The sequence below is a fragment of the Bradyrhizobium sp. Rc3b genome, assembly GCF_900114915.1.
Lineage (GTDB): Bacteria > Pseudomonadota > Alphaproteobacteria > Rhizobiales > Xanthobacteraceae > Bradyrhizobium.
Genome location: NZ_FOUS01000001.1, coordinates 544,238 through 562,235, shown reverse-complemented (window position 1 = coordinate 562,235; position 17,998 = coordinate 544,238). Strand labels below are relative to the sequence as shown.

20 protein-coding genes are annotated in these 17,998 nt (G+C 64.5%); 9 read left to right on the top strand and 11 right to left on the bottom strand.

The genetic code is table 11. The features are described from left to right. Positions 1-78 precede the first annotated feature (78 nt). The 5 genes from BM190_RS02565 to BM190_RS02545 all read left to right on the top strand — a co-directional run bounded on the left by BM190_RS02565 (position 79) and on the right by BM190_RS02545 (position 3,790). Complete coding sequence (locus BM190_RS02565) at positions 79-987, top strand: helix-turn-helix transcriptional regulator (protein ID WP_092251690.1); 909 nt, start codon at positions 79-81, stop codon at positions 985-987. Positions 988-1,209: 222 nt separating this feature from the next. Beyond that, a complete protein-coding gene (locus BM190_RS02560) occupies positions 1,210-1,605 on the top strand; it encodes a group II truncated hemoglobin (RefSeq protein WP_092251689.1) in 396 nt (131 codons plus the stop codon). A gap of 173 nt (positions 1,606-1,778) precedes the next feature. Beyond that, positions 1,779-2,381 (top strand): transglutaminase-like domain-containing protein, encoded by a 603-nt coding sequence (locus BM190_RS02555; RefSeq protein ID WP_244550571.1) that lies wholly within the window; start codon positions 1,779-1,781, stop codon positions 2,379-2,381. A 6-nt stretch (positions 2,382-2,387) separates the two neighbouring features. After that, positions 2,388-3,215, top strand: coding sequence for a helix-turn-helix domain-containing protein (locus BM190_RS02550; RefSeq protein WP_092251687.1), 828 nt, complete (start codon positions 2,388-2,390; stop codon positions 3,213-3,215). Positions 3,216-3,355: 140 nt separating this feature from the next. Then, positions 3,356-3,790, top strand: a complete 435-nt coding sequence (locus BM190_RS02545; RefSeq protein ID WP_092251686.1) for a VOC family protein — start codon at positions 3,356-3,358, stop codon at positions 3,788-3,790. Positions 3,791-3,880: 90 nt separating this feature from the next. On the opposite strand, the gene BM190_RS02540 is transcribed toward BM190_RS02545, so the two are convergent. Then, the gene (locus tag BM190_RS02540; protein WP_018316888.1) at positions 3,881-4,213 is read right to left on the bottom strand and encodes a PRC-barrel domain-containing protein; all 333 of its coding nucleotides are present in this window, start codon (positions 4,211-4,213) and stop codon (positions 3,881-3,883) included. Between the two features lie 119 nt (positions 4,214-4,332). After that, a complete protein-coding gene (locus tag BM190_RS02535) occupies positions 4,333-5,118 on the bottom strand; it encodes an IclR family transcriptional regulator domain-containing protein (RefSeq protein ID WP_092251685.1) in 786 nt (261 codons plus the stop codon). Between the two features lie 111 nt (positions 5,119-5,229). Here BM190_RS02535 and BM190_RS02530 point away from each other — a divergent pair, with 111 nt between their 5' ends. The 3 genes from BM190_RS02530 to BM190_RS02520 all read left to right on the top strand — a co-directional run bounded on the left by BM190_RS02530 (position 5,230) and on the right by BM190_RS02520 (position 8,833). Continuing rightward, on the top strand, positions 5,230-6,588 hold the full coding sequence (locus tag BM190_RS02530; protein WP_092251684.1) for an aromatic ring-hydroxylating dioxygenase subunit alpha: 1,359 nt from the start codon (positions 5,230-5,232) through the stop codon (positions 6,586-6,588). A gap of 130 nt (positions 6,589-6,718) precedes the next feature. Then, positions 6,719-8,155, top strand: a complete 1,437-nt coding sequence (locus BM190_RS02525) for a glutamine synthetase family protein (protein WP_092251683.1) — start codon at positions 6,719-6,721, stop codon at positions 8,153-8,155. A gap of 324 nt (positions 8,156-8,479) precedes the next feature. Continuing rightward, a complete protein-coding gene (locus tag BM190_RS02520) occupies positions 8,480-8,833 on the top strand; it encodes a hypothetical protein (protein ID WP_092251682.1) in 354 nt (117 codons plus the stop codon). Positions 8,834-8,839: 6 nt separating this feature from the next. On the opposite strand, the gene BM190_RS02515 is transcribed toward BM190_RS02520, so the two are convergent. From BM190_RS02515 to BM190_RS02475, 9 genes are all read right to left on the bottom strand, one after another. After that, positions 8,840-10,858 carry a TonB-dependent siderophore receptor gene (locus BM190_RS02515; protein ID WP_244550570.1) on the bottom strand — a complete coding sequence of 673 codons (2,019 nt, stop codon included), beginning with the start codon at positions 10,856-10,858 and terminating at the stop codon, positions 8,840-8,842. 382 nt (positions 10,859-11,240) lie between these two features. Further along, positions 11,241-12,020, bottom strand: coding sequence for a helix-turn-helix transcriptional regulator (locus BM190_RS02510; protein WP_244550569.1), 780 nt, complete (start codon positions 12,018-12,020; stop codon positions 11,241-11,243). Positions 12,021-12,260: 240 nt separating this feature from the next. Next, positions 12,261-12,974, bottom strand: a complete 714-nt coding sequence (locus BM190_RS02505; RefSeq protein ID WP_092251679.1) for an ABC transporter ATP-binding protein — start codon at positions 12,972-12,974, stop codon at positions 12,261-12,263. Continuing rightward, the gene (locus tag BM190_RS02500) at positions 12,967-13,734 is read right to left on the bottom strand and encodes an ABC transporter ATP-binding protein (protein WP_018316880.1); all 768 of its coding nucleotides are present in this window, start codon (positions 13,732-13,734) and stop codon (positions 12,967-12,969) included. The genes BM190_RS02505 and BM190_RS02500 overlap by 8 nt, the downstream gene beginning before the upstream one ends. Continuing rightward, positions 13,727-14,671: a branched-chain amino acid ABC transporter permease gene (locus BM190_RS02495; RefSeq protein WP_092251678.1), complete on the bottom strand. Its 945-nt coding sequence runs from the start codon at positions 14,669-14,671 to the stop codon at positions 13,727-13,729. Before BM190_RS02495 ends, BM190_RS02500 begins: the two co-directional genes overlap by 8 nt. Then, a complete protein-coding gene (locus BM190_RS02490; RefSeq protein WP_092251677.1) occupies positions 14,668-15,585 on the bottom strand; it encodes a branched-chain amino acid ABC transporter permease in 918 nt (305 codons plus the stop codon). The genes BM190_RS02495 and BM190_RS02490 overlap by 4 nt, the downstream gene beginning before the upstream one ends. Positions 15,586-15,882: 297 nt before the next feature. Continuing rightward, positions 15,883-16,101 (bottom strand): hypothetical protein, encoded by a 219-nt coding sequence (locus BM190_RS02485; protein WP_018316877.1) that lies wholly within the window; start codon positions 16,099-16,101, stop codon positions 15,883-15,885. 1 nt (position 16,102) lies between these two features. Then, positions 16,103-16,762: an acyl-homoserine-lactone synthase gene (locus BM190_RS02480; protein WP_177236864.1), complete on the bottom strand. Its 660-nt coding sequence runs from the start codon at positions 16,760-16,762 to the stop codon at positions 16,103-16,105. Between the two features lie 82 nt (positions 16,763-16,844). Then, complete coding sequence (locus BM190_RS02475; RefSeq protein WP_092251675.1) at positions 16,845-17,573, bottom strand: helix-turn-helix transcriptional regulator; 729 nt, start codon at positions 17,571-17,573, stop codon at positions 16,845-16,847. Between the two features lie 166 nt (positions 17,574-17,739). Here BM190_RS02475 and BM190_RS02470 point away from each other — a divergent pair, with 166 nt between their 5' ends. Beyond that, positions 17,740-17,916 carry a hypothetical protein gene (locus tag BM190_RS02470; protein WP_092251674.1) on the top strand — a complete coding sequence of 59 codons (177 nt, stop codon included), beginning with the start codon at positions 17,740-17,742 and terminating at the stop codon, positions 17,914-17,916. The last annotated feature ends 82 nt before the right edge of the window (positions 17,917-17,998 follow it).

Below are 17,998 nucleotides of genomic sequence, written 5' to 3'. Positions count from 1 at the left end.
CAATGCTAGCAGGCATTATGTTTCATTAAAATGCGCCGCAGGACACCCTTCAAAAAAGACATCCCTTAAAGAAGGCTCATGACCGACAGTCCCGACGCCGAATCCCGCTTTCTCGAACAGCTCGGCCAGCGCGTGCGCACCATGCGCGCGTTGCGCGGCATGTCGCGCAAAGTGCTCGCCAAGGTATCGGGGATTTCGGAGCGCTACATCGCGCAGCTCGAAAGCGGCAAGGGCAATGTCTCCATCGTGCTCTTGCGCCGCGTCTCGGACGCGATGGGCGCGCATCTCGAAGATCTGCTTCCCAGCGCCGATCCGACACCGGACTGGCAGATGTTTCGTGACCTGCTGCGCAAGGCCACGCCTGCGCAGATCGCGCAGGCAAAAGATCTGCTCACTGGGGGCAGCGCCTCGGCGCCGCGACGCGCTCCGTTCTGCGGCATCGCGCTGATCGGCCTGCGCGGCGCCGGCAAGTCGACGCTCGGGCGCATGCTGGCGAAGAAAGTCGGCTGGAGCTTCGTCGAGCTCAACAAGGAGGTCGAGCAGCAGAACGGTCTCTCGGTCGCCGAGATCATCGCGCTGTACGGCCAGGAAGGTTTTCGCCGCATGGAGCAGGCGGCGCTGCAGCAGCTGCTAGCGCGCAACGAGCTGATGGTGCTGGCGACCGGCGGCGGCATCGTGTCCGAGCCTTTGACGTTCGACCAGATCCTGACCTCGTTCTACACGATCTGGCTGAAGGCCGAGCCCGAGGAGCACATGGCCCGCGTCCGTCGCCAGGGCGACCTGCGCCCGATGGCCGACGACCGCTCCGCCATGGCGGAGCTGCGCAACATCCTGCTCAGCCGCGAGCCGCTGTACTCGCGCGCGACGGCAGTGGTGGACACGGCAGGTCTCTCCGTCGATGCGGCGGCCGCACGGCTGATCGATGCGGTGCGTCCGGTGCTGCAGAACGAGGCCCGCAGCTTCGGCCTGCGCAGTGTGGCGCTGTAGGCGAGCTGCATCGAAACGCTCTGCTGTCGTCCCTGCGAACGCAGGGACCCATACCGCGTGATCTATCGATTGATCCGGGCTGCTAATCCCAAACGGCCAGCCTTCGCCAAACTGCTCCCTGGGGTTATGGGTCCCTGCGTTCGCAGGGACGACAGCGGAGGATTTTGCGCGACCGTTAGCAACACTATATTAACGCCCATCAATAGGCATTGAGACCCACTAATGACCTCCACCGACGTCACCACCTCCATGTTTGAGCGGATCGGCGGCAGTGCGACGATCGACGCCCTGGTCGATCGCTTCTACGACCGCATGGACGCGCTGCCGGAGGCGAAGATCATCCGCGCGATGCATGCGGACGACCTAGGCCTGATCAGGGATGTGCTGAAGCGCTATCTCACCGAATGGACCGGCGGCCCGCGCCTCTATACCCCCGAGAAGGGCCATCCGCGGCTGCGCCAGCGCCACATCGGCTTTGCCATCGGCGATGCCGAGCGCGATGCGTGGATGCTCTGCATGCGCGGCGCGATGGAGGAGACGGTGACCGACACGGCGGCGCGGCTGGAGCTCGACAAGGCGATATCGGGCCTCGCCGACTGGATGCGTAACCGGCAGTGAGAGGGCGGCAGCGCCTCGACGCAATTCGAAGGCGTATCATGGACCCGCATCGCGTGATTTGAGTTCCGCGGCGATCGCCTGCTAAGCTCCTGACATGACCGGACATCCTTCCCGATACCATCCGCCGCCTCTACACCGATCCCGGCGAGTACATCGACAGCGATCATCCGGCCGTGCAGCAATTTGCGGCCGACGCCGTGCGCGCGGATGCGAGCGCGCGCGAAAAAGCGAGCGTGCTCTACAAGGCGGTGCGCGATGGCATCCGCTATAATCCTTACGTCAGCATGCGCGTCGCCGAGACGTTTCGTGCTTCGAGCGTTCTCGCCGCGGGCCAGGGCTATTGCGTCGGCAAGGCCGCGCTCTATGCCGCCGCCTGCCGCGTCCACGGCATTCCCGCACGGGTCGGCTTTGCGGACGTGAAGAACCATCTCACCACAGAGAAGCTGCGCGCGAGCATGGGCACCGACATCTTCACCTGGCACGGCTTTACCGAGGTGCATGTCGATGGCGCCTGGCGCAAGGCGACGCCGACCTTCAACGACATGCTGTGCGCCAAGGTCGGCGTAGCCCCGCTCGATTTCGACGGCCATACCGACGCGCTGCTGCATCCGTTCGACGGCGAGGGGCGCGCCTACATGCAATATGTCAACGACCGCGGCACCTATCACGACGTGCCCGCAAAATTCCTGATGCGCGAAATGGCGCGCGACTACGCCAACATGCAGGGCGAGGATCTGTCGGGCCGCGACATGGAGCGCGAAGCGGCGGAGCGGTAGCACACGATGGACGCACCTGCCGATGTCATCCGTCGACCGGCCTCGCCGCGCCTTGCGCGGCTGATCTCGAGCATCTCGTTCTATCGCGAGCGCGGCCTCGGCCTTTCCGCCTTCCGGCACGCCGCGCCGCTCGCGCTGCCGCTGCTGGTGAATTTGGGAACGCCCTTCCGCATTGCGCTCGGACACCAACCGGATCGTGCCGACGCGCAGCCGAGCTTCGCGGCGGGTCTGTTTCCCGGACCGGTCGTGATCGAATCCGACGGCCGCGCCGAATGCGTTCAGGTCGATTTCACGCCGCTCGGGGCGTATCGCTTCTTCGGAGGCGCCGTGCCCGACCTGACCGCGCGCATGGTCGGCCTCGACGACATTCTGGGACGGGATGGCGAGAACCTCCGCGCCAGGGTGGCCGAGGCGGTCGGCTGGCAGCGGCGATTCGAGATCGTGGAAGACTTCGTGCGTCGCCGCGCCGTGCACGAGCCCTCGCCTGCGGTGGCTTTCGCCCTGGAGATGCTCTGGCGAGGCGCGGGCGCGGTCAGGATCGCCGACATCGCCTCCGACATCGGCTGGAGCCGCAAGCATCTCACGCGCCGCTTCCACAACGAGATCGGCGTTGCGCCCAAGACGCTGGCCCAGATGCTGCGCTTTCATCGAGCCTGCGCGCTGGCCCGGACGGACGGCACGGGCGGCTGGGCGGCCATTGCCGCGGACGCCGGCTATGCCGACCAGGCGCATCTCGCGCGCGATTTCCGGATCTTCAGCGGCGAGACGCCGACCGGATGGGCCGCGCGGCTCGACGTCGTCGATCCCCGCCTGATGCGCGACGGCGGGGGCTAGCGCCAAACAGCGGCCAGACGGCCCGAGACGGTCAAGTCCCATTTGTTCAAGCCAGCCGCCGTGATCCGAACTAGGGTCAGCTCTGCAGCAAGCTTGCAAGCACTTGCATCGAACGTCTCGTACCGAACCTGGAGAGTTTCATGAACCAGCCGAACGGCTATGAAGCGCCGCGCCTCTACCACACCATGCGCTGCAGGGATGCGGAGGCGATGATCGCCTGGCTGAAGAACGTTCTCGGCTTCGCCGAACGCGTGGTGTACCGCAACGAGGGCACGGTCGTTCACGCCGAGCTGGCGTTCGGATCGTCGATCCTCATGCTGGGCGCGCATCGCGACGATGCCTACGCCAAAGTTGTGGGCGACATCGGCGGCCGGCGGACGGATGCCGTCTACATGGCCGTTGATGATCCCGACGCGCTCTATGCGAAGGTGAAAGCCGCTGGTGCAGAGATCGAGATGGAGCCCTACACGACCGATTATGGCAGCCGCGATTTCGCCGCGCGCGATCCGGAGGGCGGCCTCTGGAGCTTTGGCACCTATTGGCCCAAAGTCGGCGAACAGCCGCTCGCCGGATAGGTGGACTCACGTCAGCGACTGCTCGGCGGCCGCGGCTCGAGCCCAGCCGCGTCCGCGCCGGGAATGCGGGCGGCCGGGCCGTCTTGCTGGCTAGATCGACCAGTAGTTCGGATGCTGGTACGGCCGCGAGCGATCGCCCCAGTCGAACTCATCGCCATCGAATTCGCAGGGACCGCTACTCAATTGCTCCGGCGTCAGGTCGGCCTGGAAGGCCTGGCGTCCCGGATCATATTTCAACGCGCTCCACTGCACGGGATAATGATGATGTGTCCCGAGCAGCCTGCCGGTCTTGACCACCGCGTAAGCGACCGTTCCACTGACCTTGTCGAGCATCAATCGCTCGATCGTGCCGAGCTTCGTGCCGTCACACCCATAGACGGCGACGTGTTCGACGCGATCACTGGGAACCATGGTGTGTTGCATGGCGTGCTCCCTGGGTTCTTGCGTTGCGGGCATTATAGTCCTGTAGCCCGGATCAGCGAAGCGACATCCGGGGCCTTGCGATGCTTCCCGGGGTATCGCGACGCTCGCCCGGACTACAGCTAGAGCAGTTGCGAACGCACGGAGTCCGCGCCTTCCCGCAACAGCGGCAGGAACCGGTCGATCAATTCCTGCGCCGGCACGCGGTCGACATGGGCTCCCATGTTGATGGCGGCGACGATCACGTCGTCGTAGCGGCGCACCGGAACCGAGATCGAGCGGAAATGCGGCTCGGCCTCGCGGTCGACCAGTGAATAGCCTTGCGTGCGATCGGCGGCGATGCGCGCGAGCAGCGCCTTCGGGTCGGTCTGCGTCTGCGGCGTCAGCGCCCCGCGCATCATCGCCTTCAGGCGTGCGGCAAGGTCGGCATCGTCGAGCTGGCCGAGCATGGCGCGGCCGACCGAGGTGCAGAACGAAGGCAGCCGATAGCCGATCTCCAACCCGCCCGAGAAAACGCGCGCCGGGCTGCCTCGGGCAATGAACACGACGTCATCACCGTCGAGCACCGCGAGCGAGGAGATTTCGTTCGCCGCGGTCGCAACGCGATCGAGCACGGGTTGGAGCACCGCAACGAGCTGATTGGAACGCAAGTAAGATGCCGCCAGCGTCAGCACGTGCGGCGTGAGCGAGAACAGCTTGCCATCGCCGCTGACAAAACCGCCGCGCTGCAGCGTGAACAGCATGCGCCGGGCGGTCGCGCGCGGCAGGTCCGCGGCGCGGGCGAGATCGCTCAGCGTCATCGGGCCTGCCGTCGTGCCGAAGCATTGCAGCAGGCGCAGGCCACGATCGAGCGCCTCGACAAAATCCGTCGCGCGCTCGTCGCTCTCACTGCGCTTCAGCTTGGGCATGTCCGGGACAATCCTGCAAAATAGTGCTTGCTGCTGCCCCAAGGCATGTCATAATTCGCCCATTCGTTCAATAGGCGAACAAACGCCACTCCACAAAGGGATGCTACTGCCATGATGAGCCAGGAGCAGAACGACCTGATCACCCGCACCGGTCCGAAGGACCCCTGCGGAAAGCTGATGCGGAGCTATTGGCAGCCGGCGGCGCTGGTGGATGAGCTGGAGGGCGAGCGGCCGATCCGTCCCATCAAGCTGCTCGGCGAGAACCTGGTGCTGTTTCGCGACGAGACCGGACGCTACGGCCTGATCGACCGCCACTGCGCCCATCGCGGCGCCGACCTCGCGTTCGGACGGCTCGAGCACGGCGGCCTGCGCTGCGCCTTCCATGGCTGGCTGTTCGACGCGACCGGCCAGTGCATCGAGACGCCGGCAGAGCCGAAGGACTCAAAGCTCTGCCAGAACATCCGCCAGCGCTCCTATCCCGTGGTGAAGAAGAGCGGCATCCTCTGGGCCTATCTCGGCGAGGGTGAGCCGCCGGCTTTTCCGGAGCTCGACTGTTTCGTCGCCCCTGATACCCACACCTTTGCGTTCAAGGGCCACATGGCCTGCAACTGGCTGCAGGCGCTCGAAGTCGGCATCGATCCCGCGCACGCCTCCTACCTGCATCGCTTCTTCGAGGACGAGGACACCTCGACCGCCTACGGCAAGCAGTTCCGCGGCGCATCTGCCGGGTCTGACCTGCCGATGACGAAAATCCTGCGCGAATACGACCGCCCGATCATCAATGTCGAGCACACCGAATATGGCCTGCGGCTGATCGCGCTGCGCGAGATCGACGAGGAGCGCACCCATGTGCGCGTCACCAACCAGCTGTTCCCGCACGGCTTCGTCATCCCCATGAGCACCGAGATGACAATCACGCAGTGGCACGTGCCGGTCGACGACGAAAACTGCTACTGGTACGCGATCTTCACCAGCTATTCGAATCCGGTCGACAAGCAGAAGATGCGCGACCAGCGGCTCGAGCTCTATGAGCTGCCCGACTACGTCTCGCGCAAGAACCGTAGCAACGATTACGGTTTCGATCCGCACGAGCAGCAGACCGCGACCTATACCGGCATGGGCACCGACATCAACGTCCACGACCAATGGGCGGTGGAATCGATGGGCGCGATTCAGGATCGCACCAAGGAGCATCTCGGCTCGAGCGACAAGGCGATCGTGCAATATCGCCGCCTGCTGCGACAGGAGATCGAGAAGGTCTCCGGCGGCGAGAAGCCGATGCTGTTTCTCGACGAGAGCAGAGCACGCAGCATCCAGGGACCGGCCACCATGGACGGCATCGGGCCGACCCAGGGGTGGGAGCTCTACTGGATGGAGGTCGACGTCAAGCGCCGCCGCGGCGCACCTTGGGCCGCACCGGTGCCGAAGGAGATCGCGGACAACGTGCACCGGCTGACGGCGGCGGAGTGACGTTCGTGCGCCGCTCCCGTAGGGTGGGCAAAGGCGCAAAGCGCCGTGCCCACCGCACTTGCGTTCAGATGATAGACTGCGTGGGCACGCTTCGCTTTGCCCAGCCTACGGCAGTTGAGGGAGTAGCACAGTGACTTTCGTCGCGCGTCATGCGCTGTGGTCGGATGAGCAGAGGGACGCGGCGACGCGCATGCGCCGCATCGTCGAGGACAAGAATCTCGAGGTCATCCGCCTCGCCTTCCCCGACCAGCACGGAATCTTGCGCGGCAAGACCATCATCGCCTCCGAGGCGATCGCCTCGCTGGAGAGCGGCTGCTCCATCACCACCACCATGCTGGCCAAGGACACCTCGCACCGCACGGTATTCCCGGTGTTCACCGCGGGCGGCGGCTTCGGCATGAAGGAGATGGAAGGCGCGGCCGACGTGCTGATGGTCGCCGACCCCACGACGTTTCGCGTCTTGCCGTGGGCGCCGACCACGGGCTGGGTGCTGTGCGACCTCTACTTCAATGACGGCCGCCCGGTGCCGTTCGCGACGCGCGGGCTCTACAAGCGCGCGCTGGACGAACTCGGCACGCGCGGACACGATTTCGTCGCCGGTCTTGAAGTCGAATTCCACATCTTCAAGCTCGACGACCCGCATATGCGCCCCGAGGACGCCGGCCAGCCGGGCACGCCACCATCAGTGAGCCTGCTCAGCCACGGCTATCAATATCTCACCGAGCAGCGCTTCGATCAGATGGAGCCGGTGCTGGAGATCCTGCGCCGCGACATCGTCGCGCTCGGACTGCCCTTGCGCTCGGTCGAGGTCGAGTTCGGGCCGAGCCAGTGCGAGTTCACCTTCGCGCCGCGGAAGGGGATCGAGCCCGCCGACAACATGGTGCTGTTTCGGAGCGCCGTGAAGCAGATCGCGCGGCGGCACGGCTATCACGCCACCTTCATGTGCCGGCCGAAACTGCCGAACGTGTTCGCGAGCGGCTGGCATCTGCACCAGTCGATCGTCTCGCGCGCCAGCGGCGAGAATCTGTTCATGGTGAAAGACGGCGGCGAGCCGCTCAGCGCCTTCGGCCGCTCATACCTCGCCGGCCTGCTCGATCACGCCCGCGCCTCGACGGTGTTCACCACCCCGACCATCAACGGCTACAAGCGCTACCGTTCCTACTCGCTGGCGCCGGACCGTGCGATCTGGGGCCGCGACAATCGCGGCGTGATGATCCGCGTGCTCGGCGGCGCCAATGATGTCGCAACGCGCCTGGAGAACCGCATCGGCGAGCCCGCCGCCAATCCCTATCTCTACATGGCCTCGCAGATCCTCTCGGGCCTCGACGGCGTCGACCGCAAGCTCGATCCCGGTCCCTCCGCCGACACGCCCTACGAGACCAAGGCGCCGCTGCTGCCGAAATCACTGCGCGATGCGGTCAGCGCGCTGAAGGACGATCCGTTCTTCCGCGAGAAGTTCGGGCCGGAGTTCGTCGACTATTACACCCACATCAAGAGCGCCGAGATCGACCGCTTCCTGTCCGAAGTGACCGACTGGGAGCACCGCGAATATTTCGAGGTGTTTTGACATCCTGTCCTGGGGATTCCTCTCAAGGCGAGTACGGCTCACGGCCGTGTGAAGCGGCTTCGTCGCGCCGGTTCCGACGACATCGCATCGCTGCCGGACGAAGCCATTTTCCATCCCCGCGAAAACCCACGGAAAGAATCCTGCGCTAGGATTCCCGCATGTGATCAACAGTGGAGTTCGATCATGTGGGAACAATTATTCAGTCTGATCTACCGTCTGTCCTGCCGGACAACCTTGATCAACATCGGTGTGCATCGTCTGGCGCGCTGAAACTCAATGGATGCGCGATAGGTAAGACGGATTGACCAGATTAGGAGCGTTTCCATGCGCAAGCTGATCCTGATCGCAACGGTGTCTCTGCTCACAAGCCAGGCCTATGCGGGTGGGTCGCGGAGCCTCAGCCTGGCAGCCAGCAATTCAAGCCAGCAGGCGACTGAGCAGCCCGCCACGGCGGCAGCGGTCTCGCCGCAAACCGCCCAGGCGCCGTCGCAGCCGGCAAACGTCCAGACTGCGACCACCGCACCAACCTCAGCGACGGCACCGGCGGCCACGAAGGCATCAGCCACGCCATCACCGCCGCCGGCAAGCACGGCCGGAACGACCAAGCCGAAGCGGCACCAGTCGCCCACCGAGGCCCGAATCGTGCGCGAGTTGCACCGTCACGGGATCTATTGGTGATCCCGCTCACCAGCGATAGCCGAGCGTTGCGATGACGGTCAGCGGTGCGCCGCGATAGCAGTACCCGACCTGGCACGTCGTGTAGTGCAGATTGAACAGGTTCTTGGCGTTGACCTGGAACTGCAGGCCCTTTAGCTCCTTCGCCGCCTGGCCAAAATCATATTTCAGCGCAGCATCAATCAGGGTCACCGAGCTGTTCTTGAACGTGTTCAGATCGTCACCATAGCTCCAGGACATGTAACGCACGCCGCCACCGATGCTCAGCCCGGCAAACGGGCCGGCCAGCGGCAGGGCATAGTTGCCCCACAGCGTCGCGGTGTGCGGAGGATTGCCCGACGGAAACTTGCCGATCTGCGCGCTGTCGCCGGCCTGCTTGGTGACCATGTCGAGATAGGTGTAGGACGAGGTGATGTCGAAACCACCGCCGAGGCTCGCCAGCGCCTGCAATTCGAAGCCGCGGCTTTGAATCTCGCCGCGCTGGACCGTGACGCCGGTCCCGGTCGTGACGAGGCCCCCGCTCTGGGTCAGGTCGAACACCGCGGCAGTGATGAAGCTCCTCGTCCCCAGCGGCTGATATTTGACGCCGATCTCGGTCTGCTTGCCGGTGGTGGGCTTGAAGAAGGCGCCGGTGGGATCGACGCCGAGATTGGGAAAGAACGAGGTTGAATAGGCGACATAAGGCGCAACTCCGGAGTCGAACACATAGGTCAGCCCGGCGCGCCCGCTATAGGCCTGTTCGGACTGCTGCTGGCGGGTCAGCGCGAACTGATCCTCGCCCGTGGTGCGAACCCAGTCGCTGCGGCCGCTCAGCGTCAGGATCCAGCGGTCGAGCTTGGCCTGGTCCTGAATATAAACGCCGGACTGGGTCTGCCGCTGCTGCGTCGAGGACGAGATCGCGGGATCGGGAATGGATTCCGGCGCGTAGACCGGGGCGGCAAGATTGAGGTCGGAGACGCCGAAGCCGAAGCCCTGCTTGTCGTTGAATTTCGACGCCGTGTAATCGGTGCCGACCAGGAGCGTGTGCTGCACCGGGCCGGTCGAGAGCTTTGCCTCGACCTGGTTGTCCATGATGGCCGATTGCAGCGTGTCGTGGACGTAGCCGGTATAGCGCGAGACGACATTGCCGACGGGAGCGCCGAGAAAGCCGACATAGCGCGTGACCGCATCGACATCGACATAGCGGAATTTCTGCCGAACGGTCACGGCGTTGTTGAACGCATGCTCGAACAAATAGCCGACGCGTCCCTGCTCCTGGTCGAGCGAATTGTAGGACGGACTGCCGGTGAAGATGTCCGTCGTGGTACCGGTGCCCGTGGAATAGGTGAACATCGAGCCCGGCGTCTTCGATTTCTGGTAGGCGCCGAGAATGGTGAGGGTCGTCGATTGGTCCGGCTTCCAGGTGACGGCGGGAGCGACATAGACACGATTGTCCTTGCCGCCTGGCACGAACACGTCGGCGTCGCGCACGACGCCGGTCAATCGATAGGAAAATTGACCGTTGGGATCGACCGGACCCGAGAAATCGAAATTGCCCTGCACGCGCTCGCGGTCGCCGAACACCGTCTGCACCTCGTGGAACGGCTGGCTGGTCGGCAGTTTGCTTTGCAGGTCGATCAATCCGCCGGGCGAGCCGAGGCCGTAGAGGGCCGAGCTCGGCCCGCGCACCACGGTGATGCTGTCTACGCCGTAAGGCTCGGTCTTGAACACGCCGAGACCGGCGCCGACGAGGCGCAGGCCGTCGAGATAGATGCCGTTATAGGTGATGTCGAAGCCGCGGATCGAGATGGCGTCGAAGCGCGGATCGTAGCCTGAAGCATCGATGCGGACGCCCGGTTCATAGCCAACCGCCTCCGTCAGCGTCTGCACGGCGCGATCGTTGAGCTCCTTGCGGGTCACGACCGAGATCGACTGCGGCGTCTCGAGCAATGGCGTGTTCGTCTTGGTGCCCGCCGAGCTGCTGCTTGCGACATAGCTGTTCTCGCTCGACGGATTGGCGCGGCCGCTTCCCGCCTCGCGCGTGTCCACGTTTCTGGCTTGTCCGGACCCGGCATTGCGCGGCGTCGCGACGCGGCCACGCTGCGATTGTGAGGCGCGCTGGACAGATTGGGCACGCGGACGCGCCTGGCTCGGTGCCTCCACCGTGACCGGCGGCAATGTGCCCGCCGTCGAAGGCGAATTGGTTCCGGAGACCTGTGCGGCCGAGGGAGTCGCTTGCAGGACCATTCCCAAACCGGCCGCTCCCAGACCAGTTCTCACCATCCGTTCCCAGCCGAGCGTCTGCCCGTCGTTCCGCCTCATCGTCTTCCCCGAGTTCCATGTTCAACAACCCGGGTGTAACCAGATCAAAGCGGCGGCCGCCTTTGCGCGCGCGCAAATCACCTTTGATCACACGTGGAGGCTTTCGAGTTTACTGATAGCGGCTCGGTGAATGGCCGAAGCGCCTGCGGAAAGCCGTCGCGAAATTTGCCGGATGGGCGTAGCCGACCCGATAGGCCGCTTCGGTGACGGACAAGCGCTGATGAATCAAAAAGGCACGTGCGGCATCGAGCCGCTGAGCCCTGAGATAGTCGATCGCGCTCTGGCCATATGCCATGCGGAATTTCTGGTTGAAGGACCTGCGGCTCAGCCCCGCGTTCCGCGCCAGTTCGTCGATGCTCCAGGGATAGGCGAGATCGGCGTCCATCCGCTGCTTCACCGATCGCAACCGCGTCCACTGCAGATCGGTGGTGGGATCGGCGGCAATCCGGCCGCGCTCGCCGAACAGGGCGTGGACCACGATCTCGGCGGCATGCGCCGACAGCAGCAATTGCGCCGCGCTGCCGGTGACCGGCGGCGAAAACATTTCTGCCGCGACCGCCTGTATGCGCGCAGATGCCCTCAGCGAGACGATCGCTGCGCCTGAGACGTCGTTCGCAAACAGCGCCCGAAACTCATCGCCGAGTCCAAGTCCATCGATCGAGGTTTGGGGAAACGCCAGGCCGATCGCGGAACGCTCGCCGGAATGAACCGCGCGTTCCGATGCGCAGGGTTCGCGCACGGCAATTGCCGTCATCTGCCCTTCGCAACCGGTGCTGCGCGTCAGAATGCCGCGGCCTGCGCCACCATCAACGGAGACCGAGATGAACAGGCCCGGGGCTGCGCTCGCAGAGCCGCCGGCATCGGCTCGAAACTCGCCTCTGACAAACACGCAGCCCGGAAAATCCAGCCATTGCGCTGTCGAAGCGCCCGGCTGTGCGGAACCGATGTCGTCTTGAGGCCGTCCGACAATTTGATCGTAGAAGTCCCGCATCGAATCCGCTTACGCCGCGGCTTCTTTGACCGCTGGCGGCGGCGCGCTCAAGAGCTCTGCGCGCGGTTTGGAGGGATTCGAAACTGGATTTGCTCGAAGAGAATCTTGCGCGTCGCACGCGGTCGGCAGGAACGCGCGTCAGATGCCGAGATATTTGTGCTGGAGATCCGGTTCCGCCATCAGCTGATCGGACGTGCCGCTCCACACCGTCTTGCCGCGCTCGATGATGGTGTGGCGGTCGCAGATGCGAGCGAGATGGTCGACGTTCTTGTCGACGACCAGGATCGACTGTCCGCGGCTCTTGAGCAGCGACAGGCAGTTCCAGATTTCCTCGCGGATCAGCGGCGCGAGGCCTTCGGTCGCTTCGTCCAGGATCAGGAGTTTTGGATTGGTCATCAGCGCGCGGCCGATCGCGAGCATCTGCTGCTCGCCGCCGGAGAGCTGGTTGCCCATGTTGGCGGCGCGTTCGGCGAGGCGCGGAAACAACACGTAGATCGCGGCCAGCGTCCAGGGATTGGGGCTGCCGAAGCGGTCGGCGGCGGCCGCGACCAGGTTTTCACGCACGGTGAGGTTCGGGAAGATCTGGCGTCCCTCGGGGACCAGGCCGACGCCGAGCTTTGCGATCCTGTAGGAGGGAAGCTGCCTGACCTCGGCGCCCGCGAAACGAATGCTGCCGGCGCGCGCCGGCGTCAGGCCCATGATGGAGCGGATGGTCGTGGTCTTGCCCATGCCGTTGCGGCCCATCAGCGAGACCATCTCGCCCGGCTTGATCGACAGCGACAGGCCGAACAGCACCTGGGAGAGGCCGTAGCAGGTCTCGATGCCGTCGACCTCGAGCAGCGTGTCAGCCATGATGCGTCACCACGTGCTGGTCGCCGAGATAGGCGCGCTTGACGTCCTCGTTGGCCCGGATCGCGGCCGGATCGCCCGAGGCGATGACGCGGCCATAGACCAGCACCGTGATGCGGTCGGCAAGCGCGAACACCGCCGGCATGTCGTGCTCGACCAGCACGATCGAGACTTCCTTGCGCAGCTCCTGGAGCAGCTTCACCATGCGCTGGGATTCGGTGACACCTAAGCCCGCCATCGGCTCGTCGAGCAGCAGCAGCTTCGGCTTGCTCGCAAGCGCCACCGCGAGCTCGAGCTCGCGCCGCTCGCCATGGCTGAGCCGGTTCACCACGACGTCGGCGCGATGCAACAGGCCGACGCGATCGAGCGCGGCGTGGGCGGCATCGCGCAGGGATCGCTCCTTGCGCGCATTGGCAAAGAAGCGGAACGAGGTGCCGGCATGGGCTTGCGCCGCCAGCGCGACGTTGTCGGCGGCGGTGAAGTCGAGCAGCAGCGAGGTGATCTGGAACGAACGCGCAAGGCCCAGCGCGCAGCGGCGATAGGCCGGCAGATAGGTGATGTCGCGCCCCGCCAGCGAGACGCTGCCGGAATGCGGCTCGAGATGTCCGGTGAGCTGGCTGATCAGCGTGGTCTTGCCGGCGCCGTTCGGGCCGATGATGGCGTGCAGCTCGCCCGCGGCGACGTCGAGCGAGACATTATCCGTCGCAACGATGCCGCCGAAGCGGCGCACCAGCTTTTCGACGCGAAGCAAGGGTTCAGCCACGGCCGGCTCTCCCCAGCATGCCCATGATGCCGCCACGGCCGAACAGCACGATCAGCAGCAGCAGCGGGCCCATGATCAGCGCCCAATATTCGGTGATCTGCGACAGGAATTCCTCCAGCAGCAGGAACACCACCGCGCCCATGATCGGGCCGAACAGCGTGCCCATGCCGCCCAGGATCACCATCACCATGAGGTCGCCGGAGCGCGTCCAGTACATCACGGCCGGGCTGACGAAGTCGGTGTTGTTGGCGAGCAGAGCGCCGGCGAGGCCGCACATGGTGCCTGAAATGACGAAGCAGACCAGCTGGTAGCGCTTTGCCGGGAAGCCGATCGCCTGCATGCGCTGCTCGTTGGAGCGCAGCCCCTGCACGACGAGGCCGAAGCGCGAATTGACGATGCGCCAGATCAGGAAGACGACGCCGAGGAGGCAGGCGAGGCAGAGATAATAGAACTGCGTGCGGTTGGACAGGTCGATCAGCCCGGAGAAGTCGCTGCGCTTGTAGACGGTGAGGCCGTCATCGCCGCCGTAGCGCGCCAGCCCCGAGGCGACGTAATAGGCCATCTGCGCGAAAGCGAGCGTGATCATGATGAAATAGACGCCGCGGGTGCGCAAAGAGAGCGCGCCGATCACCAGTGCGTACATTGCGGACGCCGCGAGCGCGACCGGAAACTGGATGAAGCCGGAACCGACGCCTTCCTGGGCGAGCATGCCGACGGCGTAGCCGCCGATGCCGAGATAGGCGGCGTGGCCAAAGCTCATCATGCCGCCAAAACCCATGATGAGGTTGAGGCTCGCCGCCGCCAGCGCCAGGATGATGATGCGGGTGAACAGCGTCAGGATGAAGATGTTGCCGGAGAGCTGCGAATAGAGCGGCAGCAGCACGAGGCCCGCCAGCACCAGGGCCGTGACGGCCTTGCTCACAGTGAAAGACTTCATCGACGGTTGGCCGGAAACAGCCCCTCCGGCCGCACCACCAGCACGATCGCCATGAGGAGATAGATCAGCATGGAGGACAGCGCGGGTGCGGCGGTGGAGGCAGCGGCGCCGCTCAACACCTGCCGCAGCAAATTGGGCAGGAAGGCGCGGCCGAGCGTGTCGATCATGCCGACGAAGATCGCGGCGAGGAACGCGCCACGGATCGAGCCGATGCCGCCGATCACGATGATGACGAAGGCGAGGATCAGGATGTTCTCGCCCATGCCAATCTGCACGGTGAGGATCGGCGCCTGCATCAGGCCGGCAAGGCCGGCGAGCGCGGCACCCAAGCCGAACACCAGCGTGTAGAGCAGCTTGATGTTGATGCCGAGCGCGCCGATCATCTCGCGGTTGGAGGCGCCGGCGCGGATCAGCATGCCGATGCGGGTGCGCATCACGCCGAGATAGAGCAGCAGCGCCACCAGCAGCGCCACGATGATGATGGCGAGCCGATAGGCGGGATAATGAATACCGGGCAGGATCGGCACCGGCACGGTGAGCCAGGCCGGCAGCGGCAGCGCAAGGCCGGCCGGGCCCCAGATCAGCCGCACGGCTTCATTGAAGAACAGGATCAGGCCGAAGGTCGCCAGCACATGGTCGAGATGGTCGCGGCCGTAGAGATGCCGCAGCGCGCTCATCTCGAGCACGATGCCGAGCACCAGCGTAGCCCCCAGCGCCAACAGCGCCCCGAGCAGGAAGCTGCCGGTCCACGCGGCGAAAGTCGCGGCGAAATAGGCGCCCATCATGTAGAGCGAGCCGTGCGCGAGGTTGACGAGATCCATGATCCCGAACACCAGCGTCAGGCCGGCGGCGAGCAGGAACAGCAGCAGGCCGAACTGCAATCCGTTCAGGAACTGTTCGACGACGAGCAGCATCAAGACTCTTTCAGGCGCACGCGGTGTCGCGCCGATGTTCGAACACGGTCGCCATCAGTGAAAGAGCTCCCCCTGCCTGTTCAAGGCGGAAAAATGGGTAATGGCAGTATCGTTCAGAGGCAAGAGCGATTCGACACCAAACATGCACTTTGTTGCATGCGGGTGCATGCGGTCGAGACGCTCCTGCAAGAAGGCTGCCGTGCAGGCTGGGGCAACCTGCCGCACCCAAACGATGACCCCCTCGCCGGTGGCCGGCGAGAGGGTGCGACTTCGTCGGAATGCAAGGAAGGATTACGTCTAGTGCGACGTCATCTGCTGGGGAAGATCGTCCGGTTCAGCGAGCACGCTGTTGGCCGTCGAGGCCTCCAGCGCCGCCATCCGGAACAGATAGGCGAGCGTCGCCAATCCGGTGTCTTCCGCCATCTGCGCCAGCTCGAGCGCCATGTCGGACATGTAGCCGAGATTCTCGTCCCTGATCTGCGCCATGATCTGGCTGTCCCGCATCATGTTCGACATCTCAGGCGCTCTTTCGTTGCGCGGCAGCAGCGCCGCAGAGGTTGGCACGGGCGACGGCGTCCAGACGCGGGCCGTCCTGGCGCACGACCGAGGTCATGCCGATACGATCGTGCAGGGCATCGAGTGTCTCGCGACGAATGTCGATGGTCGCCGCCATGGTCCATGCATCCTCCACCAGAGCCGGCAGGCCAAGCGGGGTCACCATGAAACCGGCCTCGTGGAAGCGCGGCAGCCACCAGGTCTCCATGATCGCGCTGACCTGCGCGATCCCCTGATTGAGGCAGAACTCCTGCACCGCCGCCATCAGTTGCAGGTTGAGCGCGCCGTCGCGGCGATCACGCACGACGAAGTAGCGCGACCATTCCCAGACCAGCGGATCCGCGGGGCAGCCGCGCACCGACGCCAGATGCGGGAACACCTCGCTCATCATCGAGGGCTTGGTCGTCGGGTAGAGCCGGTGGCCACCGATGACGCGCCGTCCCTCCAACGCAAGCAGATAGACGGTATCCTCGTCGTCATAGGAATCGATCTCGCGGCAATCCGGCCTGCGCAGCGTCTCCCAGCGCCGCTCCTCGACGAAGATATCGTGGCGCAATCGGAAATGCTGCTCGATCACGTCTTCATAAAGGTGACGATTTACCGCAGAAATTGCGTGAATCATGAAAACCCCCAATCATCCTCAATGGGGGCAGAGTCTGCGAAAAGAGCCGGATTCGATATTGGGAAATTTCCCAGTACGGCGCTTACGGATTGATGATTTTGTTCCGAATCGCCAGCGCTACCGCATGCGTGCGGTTGACGGCACCGAGCTTGCGCGCGGCAGTTGCAAGATGCTCTTCCGCCGTGCGCTGCGTGATGTGCAAGATCTCACCGATCTCCCAGGCCGACTTGCCCTGCGAGGCCCAGGAGATCACCTCGCGCTCGCGCGGGGTGAGGCGCGTCGAGGGATAAGGCGTCGGCTCGAGCAGACGGCGTATGTGGTCGAAGCCATACATCGCCATCAGATGCAGTGCCGGCTTGCTGCGCGGATTGAGGTCGAGATGAACGCCGCCAAGCGACACCGCCGCTTCATAGCCGGTGAGCCCGTGGATCGGCACGATGAAGCCCCGCGACATGCGAAAATCGGTGGCGCGGTTCATCACCTCGGCCGCGTTCGGCTCGAGTTCGGCGTCATAGGGCGCTTCCGACCATTCGAACGGATTGACCGATTGCCGACACAGCCGCACCACCGGATCGAAGCGGTCGTAATTGTTCTGGGTGTAGAGGCTGAACCAGCCCGCCGGCCAGCGCTTGGCAAGCACCATCTGCGCAAACCGCTGGTCGGGATTGGGCAATCCCGTCACGATGATGGTTTCGAAGCCGAAGCGACCGAACGCCGTCTCGAGCGCATTCATGGCATCGGGCACCTTGCGATAGGTCCCCAGGCCTTCAATGAAGTCGAGCGCCTCCCGGCCATAATCTACGGCGGACATCGGTGCGTTTCCTGCCCCACACCGCCTCGTATAGCACGTATTTGGGGACTGCCTCAATTCGCTGCGGCCGTAGTTTCCCGGTGCTCATCTGCTCTGAAGATTTAAACTACTTGTGGCAGAATTGCCCTCACGATACACCTGAGGCGACCGAAGCGGGAACACCACGATGGAAGACGAGGACATTGCCCTCAACAGCGTGCTCGGCCTGGAATTGAACCGCGTGTTTTTCGCCGTCCGCGAAACCGCAAACAAGCAGAAGATCATCGAGTTCGCGCGCGCGGTGCTGGAAGGCGAGCGCGAGGAGCTGGCCGAGAGCGTATTGCCCGAGGGCCCGGCGAGCTGAGACACAACCGCAGCGCCGACGAACCAATTCGAGCGCCGCCGCCCTTCTGTTCGAACGCGCTGATTTTAGTCGAAAACAATCC